General features: G+C 66.9%; 14 protein-coding genes and 2 pseudogenes. 6 read left to right on the forward strand and 10 right to left on the reverse strand.

The features are described 5' to 3' along the window. Positions 1-132: 132 nt before the first annotated feature. Positions 133-977: pseudogene (locus CV755_RS09825) on the forward strand (IS5 family transposase). A gap of 128 nt (positions 978-1,105) precedes the next feature. Further along, the gene (locus tag CV755_RS09830) at positions 1,106-2,668 is read left to right on the forward strand and encodes an FG-GAP-like repeat-containing protein (protein ID WP_161968644.1); all 1,563 of its coding nucleotides are present in this window, start codon (positions 1,106-1,108) and stop codon (positions 2,666-2,668) included. Positions 2,669-2,735: 67 nt separating this feature from the next. Here the strand turns inward: CV755_RS09830 and CV755_RS34590 are convergent, their stop codons facing one another. The 4 genes from CV755_RS34590 to CV755_RS09850 all read right to left on the reverse strand — a co-directional run bounded on the left by CV755_RS34590 (position 2,736) and on the right by CV755_RS09850 (position 6,680). Further along, the gene (locus tag CV755_RS34590; protein WP_161968645.1) at positions 2,736-4,346 is read right to left on the reverse strand and encodes an FG-GAP-like repeat-containing protein; all 1,611 of its coding nucleotides are present in this window, start codon (positions 4,344-4,346) and stop codon (positions 2,736-2,738) included. Positions 4,347-4,405: 59 nt separating this feature from the next. Then, complete coding sequence (locus tag CV755_RS09840) at positions 4,406-5,596, reverse strand: acyltransferase family protein (protein ID WP_109279800.1); 1,191 nt, start codon at positions 5,594-5,596, stop codon at positions 4,406-4,408. Between the two features lie 140 nt (positions 5,597-5,736). Then, positions 5,737-6,216: a trypsin-like serine protease gene (locus CV755_RS09845; protein ID WP_109279801.1), complete on the reverse strand. Its 480-nt coding sequence runs from the start codon at positions 6,214-6,216 to the stop codon at positions 5,737-5,739. Between the two features lie 89 nt (positions 6,217-6,305). Continuing rightward, positions 6,306-6,680, reverse strand: a complete 375-nt coding sequence (locus CV755_RS09850; protein ID WP_109279802.1) for a hypothetical protein — start codon at positions 6,678-6,680, stop codon at positions 6,306-6,308. A 631-nt stretch (positions 6,681-7,311) separates the two neighbouring features. Between CV755_RS09850 and CV755_RS09855 the strand changes: the two genes are divergently transcribed. From CV755_RS09855 to CV755_RS09865, 4 genes and pseudogenes are all read left to right on the forward strand, one after another. Further along, entirely contained in the window at positions 7,312-10,698 is a 3,387-nt protein-coding gene (locus CV755_RS09855; RefSeq protein WP_161968646.1) for an ALF repeat-containing protein, read from the forward strand. Between the two features lie 152 nt (positions 10,699-10,850). Beyond that, positions 10,851-11,201: a hypothetical protein gene (locus CV755_RS34170; protein WP_153068632.1), complete on the forward strand. Its 351-nt coding sequence runs from the start codon at positions 10,851-10,853 to the stop codon at positions 11,199-11,201. Positions 11,202-11,268: 67 nt separating this feature from the next. Beyond that, positions 11,269-11,487 carry a hypothetical protein gene (locus CV755_RS09860; protein ID WP_193553384.1) on the forward strand — a complete coding sequence of 73 codons (219 nt, stop codon included), beginning with the start codon at positions 11,269-11,271 and terminating at the stop codon, positions 11,485-11,487. 286 nt (positions 11,488-11,773) lie between these two features. Then, positions 11,774-11,922, forward strand: a pseudogene (locus CV755_RS09865) (IS5/IS1182 family transposase); the annotation flags it as partial. 182 nt (positions 11,923-12,104) lie between these two features. Here CV755_RS09865 and CV755_RS09870 read toward each other — a convergent pair. The 6 genes from CV755_RS09870 to CV755_RS36670 form a co-directional block, all read right to left on the reverse strand. After that, a complete protein-coding gene (locus CV755_RS09870) occupies positions 12,105-12,971 on the reverse strand; it encodes a chymotrypsin family serine protease (protein WP_206608406.1) in 867 nt (288 codons plus the stop codon). 118 nt (positions 12,972-13,089) lie between these two features. Next, on the reverse strand, positions 13,090-13,911 hold the full coding sequence (locus CV755_RS09875; RefSeq protein ID WP_109279804.1) for a colicin immunity domain-containing protein: 822 nt from the start codon (positions 13,909-13,911) through the stop codon (positions 13,090-13,092). Beyond that, positions 13,908-17,699, reverse strand: coding sequence for an RHS repeat-associated core domain-containing protein (locus CV755_RS09880; protein ID WP_109279805.1), 3,792 nt, complete (start codon positions 17,697-17,699; stop codon positions 13,908-13,910). Before CV755_RS09880 ends, CV755_RS09875 begins: the two co-directional genes overlap by 4 nt. Continuing rightward, entirely contained in the window at positions 17,696-19,165 is a 1,470-nt protein-coding gene (locus CV755_RS09885; RefSeq protein WP_241561092.1) for a PrsW family intramembrane metalloprotease, read from the reverse strand. The genes CV755_RS09880 and CV755_RS09885 overlap by 4 nt, the downstream gene beginning before the upstream one ends. Next, positions 19,162-19,533: a hypothetical protein gene (locus tag CV755_RS34175; protein WP_153068633.1), complete on the reverse strand. Its 372-nt coding sequence runs from the start codon at positions 19,531-19,533 to the stop codon at positions 19,162-19,164. The genes CV755_RS09885 and CV755_RS34175 overlap by 4 nt, the downstream gene beginning before the upstream one ends. Beyond that, positions 19,526-21,439: an outer membrane protein assembly factor BamB family protein gene (locus tag CV755_RS36670; protein ID WP_277751794.1), complete on the reverse strand. Its 1,914-nt coding sequence runs from the start codon at positions 21,437-21,439 to the stop codon at positions 19,526-19,528. Before CV755_RS36670 ends, CV755_RS34175 begins: the two co-directional genes overlap by 8 nt. Between the last annotated feature and the right edge of the window lie 313 nt (positions 21,440-21,752).

A 21,752-nucleotide genomic window follows, 5' to 3' on the forward strand; every position in this document is an offset into this window, starting at 1 on the left:
GCTCTGGCCCTTTGTCGGGCGGATCCCCTGTGCGCAAGGCCGACGAGGCGAGGATGAGTAGGAAGTGCACGCCATCCGGGGGCGGCAAGCGCTAGGCAGTTTCGTTTGGATCAGTCGGTCGTTGGTCCGGGTGTGCCGTTAACAGATGCGCAGTGGGCGCGGATTGAGCCGTTGCTCCCGGACCGGACACCGCAGCGTGGTGGTCGCTGGCGGGATCACCGGGAAATGATCGACGCGATCTCCTTCAAGTTCCAGACCGGGACGCAGTGGGTCCACCTGCCGGAGAAGTACGGCAACTGGAGAGGTGTCTACAACCGGCTGCGGATGTGGGCCCTCGACGGCACCTGGCAGCGGGTTTTCACCACGCTGATGGCCCAGGCCGATGCCGATGAGGACCTGGCCTGGGCCGTGTCGGTGGACTCCACGATCGTGCGTGCTCACCAGCACGCGGCCGGAGCCCGCAAAAAGGGGCCCCGGCCGGCGAACCGGCCGACCACGCCATCGGTCGGTCCCGGGGCGGACTGACCACCAAGATCCACCTCGCGGCCGATGCCCGCTGCCGGCCCCTCGCCTTCGTCCTCACCGCCGGCCAGGCTGGTGATGCACCTGCCTTCACCGCCGTCATGGCCCGCCTGCGCGTTCCCCGACGACGTGGTCGTCCGCGCACCAGGCCGGACATGGTCCTGGCGGACAGGGCCTACTCGTCCCGCGCGATCCGCGACCACCTGCGCAAGCGCGGCATCCGAGCGGTCATCCCGGTCCCGGCGGACCAGCGGGGCCACCGGCTTCGACGCGGCAGCCGGGGCGGCAGGCCACCGGCCTTCGACCGCGAGACCTACAGGCTGCGCAACACCGTCGAACGGTGCATCAACCGCCTGAAGCAGTGGCGAGGGATCGCGACCCGCTACGAGAAGACCGCCACCATCTACATGGCCGGACTTCACATCGCGGGCATCTTCCTTTGGTCAGCACGATGATCCAAACGAAAGGCCCTAGTCATCTCAGAGCGGTTTCTCCATTGTTCCCACTATTCAAGGCAGATTTATCCGGCATGCCTCTACCTATGTATCGCCGTGGTCCCGTCCTGCGTCTGTTCGCCCCTGCGGTGACGACAGCCCTGCTGACGGGCTTGATGACCACAATCTCCGCCGCCACTGGTGCCAGCACCGCAAGCGCGGCGAGTTCCGTAACCGACAACCCGAACTGGAAGGTGCCGCGGCTGGCGGTGATGCCCATGGGTGACTCCATCACCCGAGGCGTCGGCAGCTCCACCGGAGCCGGCTACCGCACCGAACTTCGTGACCAACTTGCCTCGCACACCGACGACCTGCACTTCGTGGGTACGGGGCGGCCGGCGGGGTCCCCGGGCCTCGACCACGAAGGGCACCCCGGCTGGCGGATCGACGAGCTCTCCGACAATGTCGAGAGATGGCTGGCGTCCGCCCACCCCAATGTGGTGCTCCTCCACATCGGTACCAATGACATGGACCAGAACTACGCCCCGGATGCGGCCCCCGAACGGCTCGGCGGGCTGATTGACCAGATCACCACCGCCGCCCCCGGTGTCACGGTGCTTGTCTCCTCCGTGGTCCCGTCCAAAGACCCGCAAGTGGAAAAGCGGGTCGAGAAGTTCAACCTCGCGGTGCCGCAAATCGTCGCCGAGCGCCGGAACAAGGGACGTGCCGTCGGGTACGTTGACATGGGCGACGTCACCACGGCAGACCTCGCCGACCGGCTCCACCCCAGTGACAGCGGTTACGTCAAGATGGCTCGCGCCTTCTTCCGTGGTGTGTCCCAGGCGGCTACCGACGGCTGGATCCACCCGAACGTCGATGTGAAGCCCGCACCGCCCTATCGGACGCCCGTGGGTGACTACAACGTCGACATCAACGGCGACGGCAAGGCGGATTTCCTCTCGGTGGACAAGAAGGGCGCCGTCCACGCCTGGCTCAATAACGGCGGTGACAGCCACGGCGGTTGGCCGAATTACGGTTGGATCGCCACCGGCACCGGCGCCCCTGCCGACAAGGTGCGCTTTGCCGACATCAACGGCGACGGCAAGGCCGACTATCTCGTCCTGGATGACGATGGCGGCATTCAGGTCTGGCTCAACAACGGCGGAGACGGACACGGCGGATGGACCAACTACGGTCGCATCGCCACCGGGGCAAAGGCACCTGCCAGTAAGGTGCGCTTCGCGGACATCAACGGCGACGGCAAGGCCGACTATCTCGTCCTCGACGACAGCGGCGCCGTCCACGCCTGGCTGAACAATGGCACCAGCACCTGGACCGATTACGGCCAGATAGCCACCGGCACGGGTGCTCAGGGGAACAAGGTCCGTTTCGCCGATATCGACGGTGACGGCAAGGCCGACTACCTCATCGTTGACGACAACGGTGCAGTCCACGCCTGGCTGAACAAGGGCGGTGATGGCCACGGCGGCTGGGCCGACCGCGGTCAGATCGCCACCGGCACCGGTGCCCCCGGCAGCTGTGTCCGCTTCGCCGACATCGACGGCGACGGCAAGGCCGACTACCTGGTGGTGGAGGACAACGGCCCCATCTACGCCTGGCTCAACAACGGGGGTGACGGCCACGGCGGATGGACCAACCGCGGCCAGATAGCCAACGGCCTCGCGGGACCGGGCGACAGGGTGCATATGTAAAGGGATTTGGCGTAAATGCGATGTGGCCGGGGCAATGACCCCGGCCACATTTATGTCACCAGCTGCGTTACATATGGACCTTGTACCCGGCTGCCGCCCCGGTGGCGATCTTGCCGTAATCGGCCCAACCGCCGTGGCCGTCACCGCCCTTGTTCAGGAAGGCACGCACAGCACCCTTGTCATCGACAAGCAGGTAGTCGGCCTTGCCGTCGCCGTTGATGTCGGCAAAGCGGACCTGGTCCGGAGTGACGCCGGCGGTCCCGGTGGCGATCAGACCGGCGTCCTTCCAACCGCCGTGGCCGTCACCGCCGTTGTTGATCCAGGCGTGTACGGAGCCGTTGTCGCCCACGACCAGGTAGTCGGCCTTGCCGTCGCCGTTGATGTCGGCAAAGCGCACCCGGTCCGGGGTACCACCGGGAGCGCCAGTGGCGATCACCCCGTAATCGGTCCAGCCGCCATGCCCGTCACCACCCTTGTTGATGTAGGCGTGGATCGAGCCGTCCTTCCCGACGATCAGGTAGTCGGCCTTGCCGTCGCCGTTGATGTCGGCAAAGCGGACTTGGTCGGGAGTGACGCCGGTGATTCCGGTGGCGATGACACCGGCGTCCTTCCAACCGCCGTGGCCGTCACCGCCGTTGTTGATCCAGGCGTGTACGGAGCCGTTGTCGCCCACGACCAGGTAGTCGGCCTTGCCGTCGCCGTTGATGTCGGCAAAACGCACCCGGTCCGGGGTACCACCGGGAGCGCCAGTGGCGATCACCCCGTAATCGGTCCAGCCGCCATGCCCGTCGCCACCCTTGTTGATGTAGGCGTGCACAGAACCGTTGTCATCGACGGTAACGTAGTCGGCCTTGCCGTCACCGTTGATGTCGACGCGATAGTCACCGAGGGGGACCTTGGGGGCCACGGGTGCCACGCGCTTGGATACCCAGTCCGCAATGTCATCGACTCGGGTATCAACGGCGCCCTTTCGGCTCTCGCTCTCGTTGCCGAGACAGCCCCCTTGCCAGGAGCGGCTGTTGACTGCAACGAGCTCATAGCTCCCGCCGATGTCACGGAAGGCCGGCCCGCCGGTGTCGCCCTGGCAGACGACGGCATCGTCCGACTTGCCGGCCAGCTCGATCGTGCCGTCCTGAACTGTGCCGACGCTGAACTTCGCATAGTGCAAGTTGTTCGGAACCCATTCGTCCTTGGTACGGCCGAATCCGGCGACCCAGATGTCCTCGCCGATGAGCGGGGCATTGACTCCGAGCTTGACGGGCGCAATGCCCGTTACGGGCTTGGCCAGCTTTGCCAGGACGAGGTCGCGGTCATCGCGAGGCACGAGTTCCACGACATCTACAACCGTGCCGGTGTCCCTGGTCAGGTCGGCACGCCCAATGGTCGCCGTAGTCCTGAACTTCGGGGCACCGGCCGGGACCTTGGTGCTCTGCACCGGATTTTCGGCGAAGCAGCTGGCGGCGGTCACCAGCCACTGCGGACCTACCAGGGCAGCCGAGCAGCCACGCAGGCCACCGTTCCCGGTATCGATGTCGAGCTTGGCAGCGAAGGGGTACGAGCCGTCCTTCGCGGTGGAACCCACCACAGCGTGTGCCGTGCCGGTGGACATCATGGCCGCCGCAGCGGAGGCAGTGAGCAGCCCCGCGGCCAGGGCCGCGCGTGTACGTCGCGAAGACATATGAAGTCGTCCTTGTCGGGGTTGAGTTTGAAGATGTGGCGTCCGAGAACCCGGGGAGGTCACTTGCGCGGAGTGGGGTCGTTGTGCGGCTGGATCGTTTCCAGGTCGGAGAGCCGGCCGACGATGTTGTAGCTGTGCGGATGGTTGAAGATCCGGATCTCTTCCAGACTGGCCTTCAGCTTGTGGCGCATCCATCGGCCCAGCGGTCGCTCGATCCAGCGGTGTACGAGCCACGAAGTAATCGAGAGCGCGATGAGCAGAATGGCCAGGATCACATAGGGATGGAGCCGGTGTTCCATATGCCGGATGAAGATCCAGCCGATGTCCTCATGGAGAAGGTAGAGCGGGTAGGTCAGAGCACCTGCGGTGGGAAGCCAACGCCAGCTGATGTTGTTGGTGAATCCGGCAGCGACTGCTCCCATGACTGCGAAGATGAGCGCAAGCAGCACCAGGGCGGGCCACAGGGGCGCCTTGAGTCCCGAGTAGTACTGATTCGACCTGTGGGCAGTGATCAGGAAATGCTGTCCGATCAGGAAACAACCACCGACGATGGCCCACAACAATGCGTTCGACTTAAACCGGTAGATGAGGTAGAGCGCAATGCCGGCGATGAAGTACCAGCAGTTCTCCGGCATGATGACGGTCCTGAGCAGGCCGTTGCCCAACTTGGCGGCAAAGAGCCCGGCGACGGCCCAACCAAGGCAGAAGATCACCAGTCGCTTATAGGTCAGTCCCTTCCTGGCCACGATGATGAAGAGAAGGTAGAAGCGTACTTCCGCCCACAAGGACCAGTAGACGCTGTCCACCCGGTCAACCCCTACCGGATCCTGGAGCATGGTCAAGTTGACGGCCAGATCGCTGAGTTTGGGCACGTCCCGCACACCGGGGAACAGCCACAGCAGTAAGGCAGCCGCAAGAACTGCGAACCAATACGCGGGATACAGCCGCGTCACCCGTGACAAGGCGAAGTCGCTGACGCTCTTTCCCCAGCAGCTCATGCATATGACAAAGCCGCTGATGAGAAAGAAGAGTTGAACGCCGAGCCAGCCGTAGTAGGCGAAGAGATGAGTGCTCGGGAAGTGGTGCTCCACCGAAGTGGTCCAGCCGGTCCCGTTGTAGGCCATGAGATGGAAAGAGACCACCATCACAGCCGCGACGAGCCGCAGCCCGTCCAGGACATAGAGCCTGGCTAAAGTCTGTCTTTCCCCTTTCCGGGTGCGATTGATTGCTCTCCGTCTGATGACGTGCATACTGGGTCCCCCCATATTTCATTTTCCTGACTCGCAGCAGGCGAGAGGAAAGACAAGTCGCGCCGACTGGTCAGGGCGGTGCGATTTCTGTGGATCAAATCAGAGCGTCAGGCTGCCAGTAAGTGCCTGCCAGGGCGGAGTCAGATCCGCATCCTGCTCCCCGGTTCGCCGACTCCTGTGGCGAATGTGCCGTAGTCGGTCCAGCCACCGTGGCCGGTGCCGCCGTTGTTCAGCCAGGCATGAACGACTCCGTTGTCCGACTTGGCGGACAGCGCGACAGTGCCGTCCTTGACCTCGCCGGTGGTGCCGGTCTGGTGGTCGGCGTCAACACGGCCAATGGTGGCGGTGGTGGTGAGCGCGGGCTTGCCGGCCGGGATCTGGATGCCCTGTGCGGGATTGTCGACGAAGCAGCTCGCCGCGGTCACGAGCCACTGCTGCCCGACGAGTGCACCTGAGCAGGACCGCTTGCCGTCGAGGGCGAGCTGGGCGGTGAAGGCGTAGGAGTCGTTCAAGGGCGTGCCGACCACGGCGTTGGCTGGTCCCCCGGTGAGCAGTCCGGCTGCGGTGACGGCCGAGAGGACTCCTGCCATCCACGCTGCGCGCGGACGTATGCCAGGCATGGTGTGGTTCTTCCTTGTGAGATGAGGGTGTGGTGCGTCAATGCGCTGCACACGAGCTGGAGTGGTGCGTGCCGGCCTTCGGCCGGGCGTCAGCTGTTGGCGCGAAGTGTGACGAGGACGGAGGCGGACTTGTCGTGCTCGTCGCCCTCACCGAAGCCTGTCCAGTTGTTCTTGGGGGCGTTGACGACAGTGTCCTTGCCGTGGGAGGTGATCGTCGCGGTGACGGCATAGTCCTGGGTCCACATGCCGTAGGCGCCCGGCAGGTTGAGGGAGAGAAAGCCCTTCTTGCCGGTGACGGCGAAGCAGAAATCCTTGCTGGTGTCGCGCGCCTTGACCGTGATGTCGTGAGCCATGGAGCAGTTGGTGAGCATGATGTGCCCGTCACCCGAGTACAGGGTGATGCCCTGGTCCTTGAGGATCTGCGCGGCGTTGGGGTACGCGAACGTTTCAACGGCGTACGGCATGTCAGCGGAGCCGGAGGCCGGTGCAGGAGCCGGCCTGGGTTGCGGCGCTGGCTGAGCCACGGCCACCGTCGCAAATCCGACACAAACGGCAATGGCCGCGAAAATACCAACAGTAGTGGATTTCCGAGCATGGAAGATGGCCATGTTCGCCTTCCAGTAGGTGGGTTGGATCAAGATGGCCCTTGAACGCAGTCAGTAAAGCACATGTAAGCTACGCGTAAGTACGCACCCATCTGCATTAAAACCAATGGGTAGTTGTGTGCTCAACATGTCGGGGGGCTGTTCAAAACTTGACGATGCATGCCTGTATGCATCGTGACGATTTCCACGCCGATGGCACACTCCTCCGGCCTCACCAACTGGCGCGCCGACTGCTGCACAGTCGGCTCCGGACCAAGAAAGAACTTGCTGCATGAAATGGCTACCGCGCTCCGGCTGTGGAGCGCTACACCGGGCCAAACGCCGACAGAGAGATTGCGGGCCAACGCTTGGTCTGCGCGGTGTCGGAGGAGCGCTGCTTTCAGCCCTTCTCCTGCCGGGGCTCCTCGGTGTCCATCCCGCCGCTGCGGACGATGACCCGGACGATGACCTGCCCCCGCTGTCGGATCGCGCGCAGATCGTCGCGCTGTGGATGCATGGCGGTGCGGGTATCAAGGCGGCGGCCGAGCAGGCCCTGCTGGGCGCGGACGAGGACGTCAAGAAGTTCTTCGCCAAGAAGGACGGCGTTCAGTTCGACGACGATTGCATTGATGTCAGCCGCATCATCAGTGTGGGCGGGCCGGGGGTGCGCAAGGCCGCGATGAAGGCCTTGGCCACCAACACCCCTGACGCCGTGCAGTCCTTCCTGCGCAACGGCTGGCAGGCGCCGCTGCGGGAGGACGAGCAGGTCAAGGTCTCGCAGATCATCTCTTCTGGTGGTCCTGGAGTCCAGAAGGCCGGTAAAACGGCTCTGGCCAGCACGGACCCCAAGGCTTTGGAGGACTTCCTCAACAGCGGCCAGTACGCGGCCCGGAGGGAGGACAACGAGGTCAGGGTCTCCCAGATCATCATGGCGGGCGGCACCAATGTGAAGGAGGCCGGCAAGGCCGCCCTCAAGGGCACGCCCGAGGACATCGTCGAGTTCCTCACCATCGGCCAGTTCGTGGCACGCAACCGCGACAAGGAACACGCCACCATCGCCCAGCTCACCGAGCAGGCGCAGCAGTTCGGTGCGCAGGCGGAGAAGGCCACCAAGGCCGCCGAGGCTGCCCGGCAGCGGGCGGTGGAGGCTGCGGCGGCGGCCAAGCAGGACGCCAAGCGCGCGGCCGAGCAGACCGCGGCGGCCCGCGATGATGCCAAGACCGCCGCGGTCAAGGCGAAGCAGGCGGCCAGTTCGGCTCTGGCCGCCGCCAATGCGGCGCAGACGGCCATTGAGGCGGCCAGCGAGGCCCAGGAGTCAGCGCGGGTGGCTGCCATGGCCGCCGCCCAGACGGCGAGCGCGGCGAACGCCGCCGCGGAGGCAGCGGCGAAGGCGTACAACGACTCGATAGCCGCGGAGCATGACGCCGGCAAGGCCGAGGAGGCGAAGAACTCCGCGAAGAGTGCCCGTCAGGCTGCGGGGCTCGCCAGGCTGTCGGCTTCGGCCGCCTTGCAGGCCGGTAACGCCTCCAAGGCGGCGGCAGCGGCAGCCAAGGCATCCCATGGTGCTGCTGCCGATGCCAACGATGCTGCCGACCAGGCCGATGCCGCGGACCAGGATGCGCGGCAGGCCGGGGACTACAACGGCGAGGCACATGCGGCCGCCGAGGAGACCCGGCGTCATGCGAAGGAGGCCGACGCCGCCGCCGATTCGGCCGAGGAACTGGCCAATGAGTCGGCTGCAGCCGCCTACGAGGCGCGGGATGCGGCCAACCGGGCAGCTGACCACGCGGACAAGGCCGCCGACGCGGCTGAGGATGCCGTCAAGCACGCCGGCGAGGCCAAGAAGGCAGCCGCCGATGCAGCCAAGAATGCCGCATCCGCCAAATCTGCTGCCGAAGCGGCCAGTTCAGCAGTAGCCACCGCCAACAAGGTCTTCAAAATTGCCCGGAAGGCCGAGGCGCAGGACCTCGCCACCCGTACCTCCGCCGCCATCGACGTCGCAAGATCCCGCGAGGCGCAGGCGGAACGGATCACCGCCGCCTCGGCCCAGGCGGCGTATGACGCCCGGGGCCTGGACGACATCGCCACCACCCTCGCTGCAGAGGCATCCAAGCCGGACGCCGACCCCAAGGCCACCGCTGCCAAGGGCCGTGAACTGGCTCTCAAGGCGATGAAGACCCGCGGCCCCTTCCTCCAGGAGGCCGCTGCCAACGCCCTGTCCGGTACCGACGCCGACGTCCTGGACTTCCTGCGCAATGGCTGGCAGAAGGCCCAGCAGGACGAAATCCGCCAGGACGTCGCCGACTTGGCCGGTCAGAGCCCTTTCCCGTCGGTTCGCACAGCGGCACAGAAGGCGCTGGGCGGCAGTGACCAGCAGATCCGCGACTTCTACACCACCGGCCAGTACACAGCCGGAATCGACGACTACAGCATCCGCACCTCCCAGCTCATCTCCGCCGGCGGACCGGGGGTGAAGGAAGCCGGCAAGAAGGCCCTGGCCACCAACGACCCCAAGACCATGGGCGCGTTCATCAACGCCGGCCAGTACGCGGCACGGCACGAGGACGAAGAGGTCAACGCCTCCCAGCTCATCTCCAGCGGTGGCCCGGAGATGCAGGCCGCCGGCAAGATCGCCCTCGCCGGCCCCGCGGACGAGCTCCACACCTTCATCCAGGTCGGCCAGTACATGGCCGAACGCAAGGACCAGCTCGCCGCCACCCACATCGCCCAGCTCCAGAACCTCCTCGACCAAGGCGCCATCATCGCCGCCAAGGCCCAGGAAAACCGCTGGATCGCCGCCAAGGCCGCAGCCGACGCCGCCAACGCCAGCACCGAAGCCCAAAAGGCCGCCTCGGAAGCGCAGAAGTCGGCAGCCCAGGCGAAGCAGTACGCCGCGGAAGCCGACAAGTCCGCTACGCAGGCGGAGAAATCCGCCGCCAAGGCAGCCAACTCCGCCAGCACAGCACGCAGCGCGGCAGACGCGGCAGATCACGACGCCGCCGACGCCGAAGAATCTGCTGCGGACTCGGACTTCTCGGCGCAGTACGCCCGGGACTCGGCAGACGAAGCCCGTATATACGCTGACGATGCCCACCGCTCTGCCCTGAAGGCGGGCAAGAGCGAAAAGGAAGCCAACCAGCTTGCCGCCGCAGCCTGGAAGGACGTGATCACAAAGCGGCAAGCCGAGCTTGACGCCGAACGCAAGAAAGCTGCCGAGCTCCGCAAGAAGCAGCGTGAACAACAGCAGAAGAAGACCTGCATCATCCCGATGAACCGGGAACTGACTCCGTGTCAGTTTGCTCCGGACCGCTACAACATCGAGATGCCGGCCATCGACCCCACCATCAACCGCATCTTCTGGAAGTACTCCGGCCTCGACGACCTCAAGGGATGCATAAAGAACCCGACCTGGGGGCAGTGCATCGGCGCCGGAGCAGCCGTCGCCATGGTCATTCCCCCCTTTGGTGCCGAGGCCGGGGGCGGGGTGGAGGCTGTTGAGGGCGTCGAGGATATAGTCAGGGCAACACGGATCGGCAAAAATGCGACCGGGACAGTCTGGGACGGAATCAAGGCCACGCAGCCTACCTACCCCGGTACCAAACTTCCGCGATCGTTCGAACTCACCGCTGGTGATACCCAGGTCTGGGTGCATGGCAACGCATCAGAACACATCGCGGAGTACCTCTCCGGAATGGCCAAGCGGGGCGCAGGCCAATTTGAGCTCGACATGGCCACTCAGGTCCAACTCACCAACCTGCAAACGGCCGTCGAGAAGGCAGGGAGGGGTGGGCTGCCTTTTGATAAGATGGTGGTCGTCGACGGCTGGGAGCTGAAATTTGGTGCACCACGGAGCCCCGGACAACTCCCCGCACTCATCCACGCCTTGCCCAGGCAATGATAGGGGAGCTCATGATCTCAGTATGTGGTTCGACCGCATGTGAAGGTGTAGTCATCGAGAGCGACCCCTGGATCCCCATGAAGGTCACCTGGACTCCCCGCCCTGACGGAAGGCCACTCTACCTCCGGATTACCGGAAGTAGCGGAGGTGAAGTGGAGATGAAGGTCGATCCCTGCACAGGTATGCTCACACAGGTGATCGTCCTGGAGGAGCCTCCACTATCTGATGCGCAGCGGCGGCTTCCCATCGCGGCCGAAGCTCAGAATCGAGCACCGAAGATCGATCTTCGCTACTGGGAAGAACAAGACCGTCTCGATGGCTCCTCATCTGAACACTTCGTGGCATCACTCTTCACGGAGCTGGCTTTTGTGCGGACACGACATCAGATCGGGATCGTGTTCTCCGGCCAAAGTCCCGCCCGATACGTATATTGCGGAGACGTAGTAGTCGCAATATCAGAGGCAGGCGAATTGGCGGAAATCGCGGTATCGTCCCAACCTTAGGTGGCTCGGAGAACGAGTCGGGCACGGTTTTTCAAGATCATGGAGTTCTCTACGTCCCCTGATCCGAGTGGAAGGCCGTGCCTGCCATCGCATCATTCTTGAACACTTCCCGCTTCGCCTGGCTCGCCGTGCTCGACGGTCCGTTGCTGCTCGTCATGGTGCTGCTGGGCCAGAGCTGACCTGGATGATAGTCATCGGCAACGGCGGCTTCCTGGGCAGCTTCACGACGCTGGTGATCCGCATGAAGGCTGGCGACGACGACCCGGGCCGTGGCGCGATGGCTTGACCCGGCGGTATGAACGAAGTCGGTCGGGTGGCCCGAGGGAAATCTCACCCTCGGGCCACAGATCCCGGCGTAACAATCTCCCGTATCGGGGCTCCTGTTGTTCTGATCACCTCATGGGCAGCGCGACTCCATCGCAGACACAACGCAGCTCGTTCGAGACTCGTCAGTGAGCTTTTTCAGTGTGGCGATTGATCGGGTGAGGATGGTGGCGCTCACAACGCACACGAGGCTCACGTGCCGTTGAGGGAGGTGTTCGAAGTCTCAACCCACCGCAGGGGGAGCCTCGTTGGTTCCCTATTCTGCCGCACTCGACTTGCCCCGCGCGCTGGTCGAGTGGGTCACGATGCTCATCGTCACCCGCGAAGGTGACCGCCGCTGCAAACTTCCGCTGCACCAACGTGCTCTGGTCGGCTGGTGTACCTGCGTCGGCATGACCTTAGCCCGGTGGAGCGGGGCATGGCTCGTCTGAGATCCTGGCGGGGCTTTCGCAAAGCCCGTTGCAGCCCGGATCTGATGTCGTCCATCGCAGCGGCCGCCCTCACCCTGAGCGACAACGCTGAAAGAGCTCAGGTGAGCTACGAGGCCGACTTCGTTGCGCCAGGGGCGCCTGGTCCGCATCAGGGGTTGCTCGTCACCTGGAACCCCGCCCCGAAGATGTTGTGCCCTGGGTCCTTCGCCTCGCGGGCCCGCAGGTCGGCGAGGATGTTGGCGGAGCTGGTGTAGTTAAAGGGGGGCCACTGGAGGGTGATGGCCTTGGTGATTCCGGCCCAGGGGCCGGTGGCCTGGAAGTTGTTGGCGGTGGAGGGCAGGTCGGTGCCGGGGACGTGCCAGATGACGGGGCCGCCGGAGTCGCCGGCCTTGTTGGGGGCCGGGGCGCGGTAGATGCCGTTGTCGTTGCTCAGGACGGTGCCGTACCAGACGCCGGTCTGGCCGGAGGTGATGATCTCGTTGTTGCCGATGGTGAGGAGTCGTTCATTGTCGAGAGCGGGGTTGAGCGCGTTGGGGCTCACCGGGCCCTGGGGGGACTTCACTTCGCCGGTCTGCTTGAGGTAGGGGCCCTGGGAGGAGAGGGTCACCTGGGGGACCAGCTCAATGACCATGTAGTCCTTGGTGACATGGCCGGTTTGCGAGCCCTCGGGGTCCTTGAAGTAGCGGACATAGCCGATGGGGCCGAAGCCGGTGTCGTTGCGGTCGTAGACGGGGGCCACGTTGTCCGGGATCTCGCGGTCGGCGTACTTCTTTTGCGGGTCGGAGAGGCAGTGGCCGGCGGATATGGCTATATGGCGCTGGTGGTCGTCGGTGCCGACGGCACCGAGAGTGCAGAAGAGGTTGGTCGTGTCGGGGCTGAAGGCTATTTGCAGGCCGTTGTAGACGCGCTTGCCTTCGGCGGGGCGGGGGGAGTGGGGTTGGGCTTGGGCGGTGGTTGCGCCCAGGGTGCCGGTGAGGGCAAGGGTCAGGGTGAGGGCGGCTAATCTCTTGAGCACGTGAAATCTCCTTGCCGGGTGGGGGACTTGGTCATTCCAACTTAGCCAGGGTTCGCTTGTTCCCGTAGGGGGGAGGGCTGAGCCTGGCCGGTTCTGACGCTTTCTTGATGCGATCGGCTTATCCATGTTCCAGGGAATCGAGCTGGGCCAGAGCATTGCGCACAACTGACTTCAGTTGCTCGTTGGTGAGGTCGCCGGGTTCTTGGAGGGACGGGTCGATCGAATAGTTTTCCAGGGCGTAGAAGACATCGGCCAGGATGTCGCCCAGGGGTTCACGCAGCCGCTCCTTCGTGGCGAGGGAGCGGTGCCGGGCGGACAGCCAAGCGGTAGCGAACTCGGATCCGTTGAAATCCCCGTAGGCAAAGGCCTCCATGAGTGCCAGCTGTTCCGCCGTGGCTGAGCCGGGGAGCACATCGCTCTTCTTTGCCCAGGCCCGCTGTCGGAGCGGGAACAGCTTTGTGGCCTCGGCCACTTCGGGCCGCTTGGAGCCGATGCGCTTGGCGTACCGCTGGAAGTTGGCGCGTGCCCGCTCCACCCCTTCCGGGAGGCTGTACTGGAGAAACTCTCCGACGCCGCCGATAACGGCGTAGCTGTGGCCGGTTACCAGTAGTGCGCCGGAGAGGTCGGGGAGGGCCACCAACAAGTTCTCGCCGGGCAAGGTGAGTTGGGTCAGCAGGAGTTCTTGGTTGGAAGCGACCTTGAGCACCGGTTCCGAGCCGTGATCGCCCGCCAGTCGTGCGGCGATGACGTGGTCGTGTCCGGTGCGGCGTGCGCCCGTGCTCAGCCGCCTGGCCAGTTGAGCATCCATGGCGGTACCGCAGCCAAGCGGTGCGGCCTCTTTCTCTCCTTCGGCCAGCCATTCAGGTCTGAACGAGCAGCCATTGAGAAGCCTGGCGGAGAGTTGTGCGCCGGTACGCGCTTCCCATTTCGGGTCTGTCATGCCAGGAATCCCTTGTCCACGATGCCGGAGAACTGCTTGTCGCTGAGGATCCACCCCGACCAGAATCTGCCGTCCGAGTGCAGCATGACCATTCTGAGGGTCTGCGGGTCGATAAAGCCCACTGCTTGTCCCTGACCGTGGTAGTTGTACCGGTAGATCTTGGTGTCACGAGCCGTCATATGCTTGCGCATCGACTCCTCGAATGCTTTGAGGGCGGCGTTGTTTCTGTTGCCCGGACTGTTCAGGAAGTCGTGTGCGTGCGCATCGTACTTCTTGGACATCGTCCTGGTACTGGAGAAGTCCGCCTTTTGTTCCCAGCCCTGTTTGGCGCAGGACGCGAGCCCCAGCGGGTCCATCCAGGTATGAGGGTTGTGGACATAGGCGAAGGGGCTGGGATCGGGGACGAGGCCCAGGGGGTCGGGTGAGGCGTAGCGCCCCGTCTCCGGGTCGTAATGCCGGTGGATGTTGTAGTGGAAACCCGTTTCAGGGTCGAAGTACTGGCCCGGGAAGCGCAGTGGCGTATAGGCCGTGCTGTCCGTGGACCAGGCCGTGGTGCCCCAGAGGGTGGCGCGGGAGTGCCAGGCGGTGGTGCCGGATTCGTCGATCAGGTGGGTGGGGGTGCCCACCAGGTCGGTGACGATGGCGAAAAAGCGCTGGTCCACCTCGTGTTGGGAGAGGGCGATGCGCTCGGTCTGGGCGATGGGACGCAGGCCGTCATGGTCCCAGGTGAGGGTGACGGGGTTGCCGGGGCCAGTGGTGGGGGTGGTGGTTTGTTCGGCGAGGGTGAAGCCGTCCCAGGTGAAGTCGGTGCGTTCGGTCAATTCGCCGTCGGCGGAGAGGCGTTGTTTGGTTGTGCGGCGGCCGAGGGGGTCGTAGTGATAGTGCCAGCGGGTGCCGTCGGGGGTGGTGACGGAGGTCAGGCGGTCCTCGGCGTCCCAGGTGTAGTGCCAGGTGTCCGGCTTGCGGGAGGGGCGGGTCCGTTGGCGGAGGATGACGCGGCCCTGGGCGTCGTGTTCATAGCGGACGCTGCCCGCGTGGGATATCCGGGCGCCGGTGTAGGCGCGGGGGCCGCGCGCTTCCGAGCCGGGGTGATGGGAGGGCCAGTCGGCTTCGGTCTGGTTGCCGGCCGGGTCATAGGCGTAGCGCTCGGTCCAGTTGGCGGCATGGACGGCGGTGAGGCGGCCGGCCCGGTCCAGGTCGAAGGCGCGGGTGCCGGTGGCTGAGTCGGTGAGGGTGGTGAGGTAGCCGTCGCGGCGGTAGGTGTGGGAGCGGTGGTGCAGGGTGCGGGTGGGGTCGGTCAGGGTGCCAGTGCTGAGGCGGCCGGTGAGGTCCCAGGTCTGGGTGAGGGTGAGGCCCTGGCCGAAGTGGCGGGCGGTTTCCCGGCCCAGGGGGTCGTGCTCCAGGGTGAAGGTGTGGCTGGAGGTGGTGAGGGAGGTTGGGCGGCCCGCGGGGTCATAGGCCCAGGTGCTCAGTGCGCCGGTGGGGGTGGTGCGGCTGGTGCGGCGGCCCAGCGGGTCGTAAGTGTGGGTGATGGTACGGCCGTTGATGGTTTCGGAGGTGAGGCGGCCCAGGGAGTCGTGGTGGCGGGTCAGAGCGGCGTCGGGGCCGGCCGCCTGGTGGAGGTTGCCGTAAGTGTCGTGGGTGTAGGTGGTGAGGACGCCGTCGGAGTCCTTGGTGGTCAGGCGGCCGAGTTGGTCGTACTGGTAGGTGATGGTCTGGCCGAGGGCATTGGTGCGGGAGGTGAGCCGGCCCGCCGGGTCATGGGTGTAGGTGAGGGTGCGGCCGTCGAAGTCGGTCTCGGAGTGCGGGCGTCCGGCTGCGTCGTAGTGGTAAGTCCAGGTCAGACCCTGGGGGTTGGTGACCTGGCGGAGGCGCAGCTCGGTGTCATGGGCGAAGGTGTAGCGGGCGCCGTCCGGGGCCGTGCGGGTGGTCGGGGTTCCGAAGGGGCCGTAGGTGGTGGCGGTGAATGCCCCCTCGGCGCTTTCGTGGACGGTCTGGTTGCCCTCGGCGTCGTAGTGCCAGCGCTCGACCGCCCCGTCGGGGTGGGTACGGCAGGCCAGTTGGCCGCTCGGGGTCCATTCGAGGATGGTGCGGTGGCCCAGGGGGTCGCGAAGTTCGGTGACGCGGCCGAAGGCGTCGCGTAGGGCGTGAGTGGTGTGGCCCAGGGGGTCGGTGATGGCGAGAGGGAGACCAGCGGGGTTGGTGTGGATGTGCTGGACGTGGCCGAGGGCATCGGTGATGGCGGTAGGGCGGCCGAAGGCGTCGTAGGTGTGGGTGGTACGAGCGCCGGTGGGGTCGGTTTCGGTGCGGAGGTTGCCCTGGGGGTCGTAGGTGTAGTGCCAGGACGCGCCGTCCGGCCCGGTGACCTCGGTGAGGAGGTGGAGTTCGTTGTAGCGGAGGCGGAGGGACGCGCCGTCGGGGCGTTCGATGCGGGTGGGGTTGCCGTGGTCGTCGAGGGTGTAGCGGGTGGTGTGGCCCAGTTCATCGGTGTGGGCGAGGAGACGGCCATAGCGGTCGGATTCGGTGAGGACGCTGTTGCCCAGTGGATCGACGGTGCGGGTGATGTGGTGGTGGCGGTCGTAGTGGTACTCGGTGCGCCCGCCGAGGGAGTCGGTGACGATGGTGCAGCGGCGCAGGGGGTGGTATTCGAAGGTGGCCGAGAGGTGGCCCTGGGGGCCGATGCCATGGATGACCCGGCCGGAGTCGTCGTAGCGGTACCCGTAGGTGAAGCCGTTGCGGTCGGTCCAGGAGGTGATCCGGTGGTGCTGGTCGTAGACGTAGTGGAAGGGCACCCCGGTGGGGTCGGTGACGGCGGTGAGCCGGCCGAGGTCGTCGTAGTCGAAGCGGCGGAGGACGGTGCCCCGGGCGTCGTCGGGTCCGTTCAGCAGCCGCAGACCGGTTGTCCGGGGTCCGGCCGGGGTGGTGGCGGTGTCAATGGCCACCCGGTAGCCGGCGGAGTGCTCGACGAGGACCGGCGCATCACCGTCGCGGTGGAAGGTGACGCGGTGGCCATTGCGGTCGGAGAGGGCGCTGAGCAGGTGGAGGGCGGGCTGGGTGGCGGCGGTGAAGTGGCGGGTCAGGCCGCGATGGGGGTCCTCGATGCGGATGGTGCCGTCGGGGTCCCAGTGCAGGGGCCAGCGGGCGCCCTCGGCGGGCAGTACGGACTGTCCGGGCTGAGCGGGATAGGGGTAGCGCAGGGTCTGGGCGTCGTCGCCGAAGTAGTGGATGCCCCGGGTGTCGAACTCCAGGCGCTGGTCGAGAGTTGAGGACCAGCCGGGACCGTACAGCCGTCCGCCGGGGTAGCCGGAGGCGTAGGCGCGGCGCAGTAACAGGGGGAGCAGGCCGGGCAGTTCGGTGTCGGTGGCGTCGGTGATCATCTGGCCGGAGACCACGTCCACCGGGTCGCCGCCGGTGCGGCAGTGCGCATTGCCGTCGGCGGCCTGGCCGATGCCGGCGGCAGCGGGCGGGGGCGGTGCGGCGGCTTCCGGGCCCGCCGCCAGTTCCGCCGGGTCGGGCACCCGGCCCCGGCCGATGCCCGCCGCGGCCGCGGCGGCCGCCGCGAGGGCCGCTCCGGCGGCGACCGCGGCCGTACCGGTGTGCGCCTGCTTGGCGCAGGGGTCGGTGGCCGGAAAGCCGGGAAGGGCGGGCGACTTGCCCGGGCCGCCGTCGTCGTAGCTGACCTGACCACAGGGCGCGGCATAGGCGGCGGAGGCCGGCAGCATCAGCCAGAGCGCGCAGAGCAGGCCGGATACCGCGGCCGAGCGCCGGATCACCTCGCGGATTCTCATGACGCCACCTGAAGGGGACGGCCGGCCGCAACGGCCGGACCGGGCTGGTGTTTGAGGGCGAGGACGCGTTGGCGCAGGGCCTGTTCATCGGGGGCGTACGGGTCGTACTCGTCCCGGCTGCGGTGCCAGCGGGCCATGCCCAGCCGCAGCTGGGCGGCGTACAGCCGGCCCAACCGCCGGTAGGCGTCCGGGCCTTGGTGGCGCAGGGCGTGCAGCCGGAGGTAGAAGCGGCGGGCCGGGCGCAGCAGTACGGGCACCTCGGCGGCGGTCACCGCACCCTGGCCGGTGGCGGCCTCGGCGCGCAGTTCCACCGCCAGTGCTTCCGCCTGGTCGCGCAACCCGCGCCGGAGCAGCAGCAGATAGAGCAGCACCAGCGGGCCTTGGAGGACCAGGAAGCTGAGCGGGGTGAGCACCAGCAGGTCCATGGTGGGGCCGGGTTGGGAGAACCAGTCCTCCTTGACCCGGCTGTAGTAGCTGATGAATACATCGTTGGCGAAGTGCGCGGCCATGGCGATGCCGAAACCGCAGGCGATGGCGGTGCGTTGGGAGCGCCGGTCGGGCAGCTGGCGGGCGACGCCGAAGCCGGCGCCTATCAGGGCGGTGAACGCCATATGGGCGGTCAGCAGCCCCAGTGACTGGCGCAGGAAGTACTGGGTGGAGGCGTCGGCGGCATGGTGTGCCGCCATGTACTGGGCGCTCTCGGTGAGGTTGAAGCCCAGGCCGGCGGCGGCGCCCAGGACGATCCCGGAGACGATGTTGTCGATATGCCTGCGCAGCAGCAGGAAGACGATGGCCACTCCGGCGCCCTTGCCCAGTTCCTCGAAGAGACCGGCGTGCAGCAGGCCGCCGGCGGTCACCCGTAGGCGGACCCGGGCCAGGTCGAGCGGCATCAGATGATCCGGGCCCGGCGCAAGGTAGTTGTAGGAGTAGTCAAGCCACCACTGGTTCATCGAGCCGCCGAAGCCGGTGCCCATCACCGCGCCCCAGCCCGCCGTGGCCAGCAGCAGCCGTACCGGGAGGCGGGAGTAGCGCTGCATCCGGTGGACCAGCCAGAGGGCGTAGGCGGTGCTGGGGAGGCAGAGCAGGATATAGGTCAGATTGTGGCTGTAGGTGTCCAGCGTCCAGATGGGATAGGGGAAGAGGAGCACCACCGCGGCGGCCGCCTGCCAGTGGGGGAGGTAACGCCCGCCCCGGCGGCCGGTGAGATAGAGGGCGAGGGCGGCCGGGAGGCTGAGCACGTAGCACCAGAAGGACACCTTGTACCAGCCGAAGGAGGGATAGGGCAATCCCTTGGGGGGCGGGTTGAGCCAGCCCACCGGGGAGTGGAAGTCCTCGTACGGCAGGTGCGGGCGCAGCAGGTCGATGACCACCTCCAGGCCGTAGAGGGCGGAGAGCACCACCGCGATCAGCAGCACTCCGCGCATCCGGGGGTCGGAGGCCGGGGGCTGCGGGGGGAGTTGGCTCATGACGATCCTCCGGGCAGGCCCGGAAGGCCGGTTGGAAGGCGGGGTGGCGAGCCGGTTGGCAGGCCGGGGGGAAGGCCGGTCGGGAGATCCGTGGGCAAGTCCGTGGGCAGGCCGGTCGGCAAGCCGGAGGGGAGGCCGGGGAGACCCGTGGGCAGGCCCGACGGCAGGCCGGGAACGCTGGGCAGCTTGGGGTCCGGCTGCGGCCCGAAGTTGACCACCGCCGCGCCCACCGCCAGCACGGCGGCCGCTGCCGCGCAGCCGAGCATCAGCCGGTAGTGCGGCGCCCGTTGGTAGCCCGGCGGTTCCGGTGGCGTGGGGAGCGTGGGGTAGTCATGGCGCGCCACCGGGGGGTGCGTGGGGTCAGTCATGGCGCGCCGCCGGGGGAAGGACGCCGAGGACCGGCTGGTCCGGCCGGTGGGAGCCGGGGAAGCCCACGGCGAGATAGTCGCCCGCCCGTACGGCGAGGAGACCATCGGCGGCACCGGCCGAGGCGAAGAACTTGGCCTGATCGGCGGTGAGCGCAGGGCCCTTGACCGCCTGGCGGGGGCCGGTGATGGTGTACCGGAAGCGCTGGTCGGCACTGCCCGCCAGGACCTCCACGCCCGATGCGCCCGATGCGCCTGATGTGCCCGATGCGCCCGAGGGGGTGGGCGCCAGTAGGGTCACCGAGGAGGCCTCCGGCAGGGAGCTGCTCCAGCGCTGATGGCCGGTGTTGAGGTCGATGGCCACCACGCCGTCGTTGTGGTCGGCGTCCGTGGAGTCGCGGCCCTTGGGGAGGTAGAGGGTGTCGCCGCCCATCAGCACATTGACCGGGGCGTAGGCGCCGCCGTAGAGAGAGGCGACACTGCCGGTGGCGACCCCGGTGGTGTCCAGGCGGCGTAGTTCGCCGGTGGCGGCGGAGACGGTGAAGAGCCGGCCCCCGGGGTCGGGTGGCCCGCAACCCACCAGGAGGTGGGTGGCGTTGGCGGTCATCATGCCGGAGATGGTTTTGGTGTTGATGGGGCCCTGGCAGTCGCTCAGCGAGCCCAGCGAGTGGGCGGCGGGTGCGTCGATGTCGCCCGGGAAGGAGAAGAGTGTGGTCTGGGAGCCGCAGTTGGCGAGGGCGTAGACCTTGTTGAGCACGGCCTGCGCATGGCCGCTGAGTTGGCAGCCGCCGGGCAGGGCCGTCCCGTCGGCGTCGGCCGACCACCGCACCCGGCCGGTCCGCGCGTCGGCGACAAGCAGGCCGCCGCTGCCGTGCTCCCGGGCCTTGGGCCCGGCGAAGGCGGCCGTCACCACGCCGTCGCCGATGGACAGCGAGGCGCCGCCGGTGAGGTCCGGGAAGCCGGTCGAGCCGCTGCCCACCAGGCTCACCGGCTGGGCCCAGCCGGGTTTTCCGGAGGCCAGGGAGATGGTCTGGAGGTGGTCGCACTTCTCGATGCCGGGATTGCTGACGAAGCTTCCATAGCTGAACGCACCCACACCGGTCGGGGCGTTGTGGCTCATATTGCACAGGATGCCGTTGTCCGGTGGTCTCCAGGACCAGAGTTGGCGTCCGGTGGCGGCGTTGTAGGCGGTCAGGCCGGAGTTGGTGCCCAGTACCACGGAGGAGGGGGTGCTCCACAGGCCCACATAGCTGCCGGTATCCGCCTTGGTGAGTGACCAGGTGAATCCTCCCGTCCGGTGGTTGGGGGCGCCGCCGGGGCGGGTGGCGCCGGACGGTGCGGAGCCGTCGGAGGAGCCAGCGGAGTCGGTGCTCCAGTAGGTAAGGCCGAGGGCGAGGCCCAGGATCGCGGCCAGCACCCCGGCGAGCAGAGCGGTGGGCCCGCGCCACCCCCGTATACGGCTGCCCGGCGGGGGAGTCGGGGGATAGGGGGGAGGGGGCGGGGCCGCCGGTTGGCCCAGGCGCTGGAGCAGTTGTGGGGCGGTGGGACGGGCGGCGGGATGCGGGGCAAGGCAGTCGAGGACCAGGGCGCGCAGGGCCGGGTCGGGGATCTCCGGCGGGTGAGGGGCGGTGTGGGGCAGGCCGGTTGCCGCGAAGTGCAGAACGGTGCCCAGGGCGTGGATGTCGTCGGCGGGGGCGATGCCGGTGACCAGGACTGTGGGAGGGGCGAGTTGGGGGCCGGCCGGGGTCATCAGGATCCGGGACGGTATGCAGCCGCCATGGGCGCTCCCGGTGGCGTGCAGCGGGGCCAGCGCGGTGACCAGCCGTACCGCCAACTGCCGCAGGGCGTCGGGCGGTAGTGGGCCATGGCGGGCGATCAGCTGGTCCAGCGCCTCGTCGCCTGGTGACATCGTTAACCCTTCTCACAACAGTGCCGAACTGCCCCCGGGGTAGCCGTCGTTACTATAGAAAAACGAAGTGCCGACTATCAATGGCTGACGGGGACCGGCGGTCCGGACGTCCGGAACTCGACGTTTGAGCTCACGGACGAGCGGCCGGGCCGGGCTCCAGGTTGACGCTCCCGCTCGCCGGATCACACCCGGAACGCTCGGGGAGGGGCCAAGCGGAATCGCTTCTTCGGACCGGGGTGCGAGGGCCGCGGCGGTGCCGGCGGCACTGATGAACGAGCGGGAAAAGTAAGGGCGAAATCCCTTGCAAGGTAAG

The sequence above is a fragment of the Streptomyces orinoci genome, assembly GCF_003121295.1.
In the GTDB taxonomy this organism is placed as follows: Bacteria; Actinomycetota; Actinomycetes; order Streptomycetales; family Streptomycetaceae; genus Streptomyces; species Streptomyces orinoci.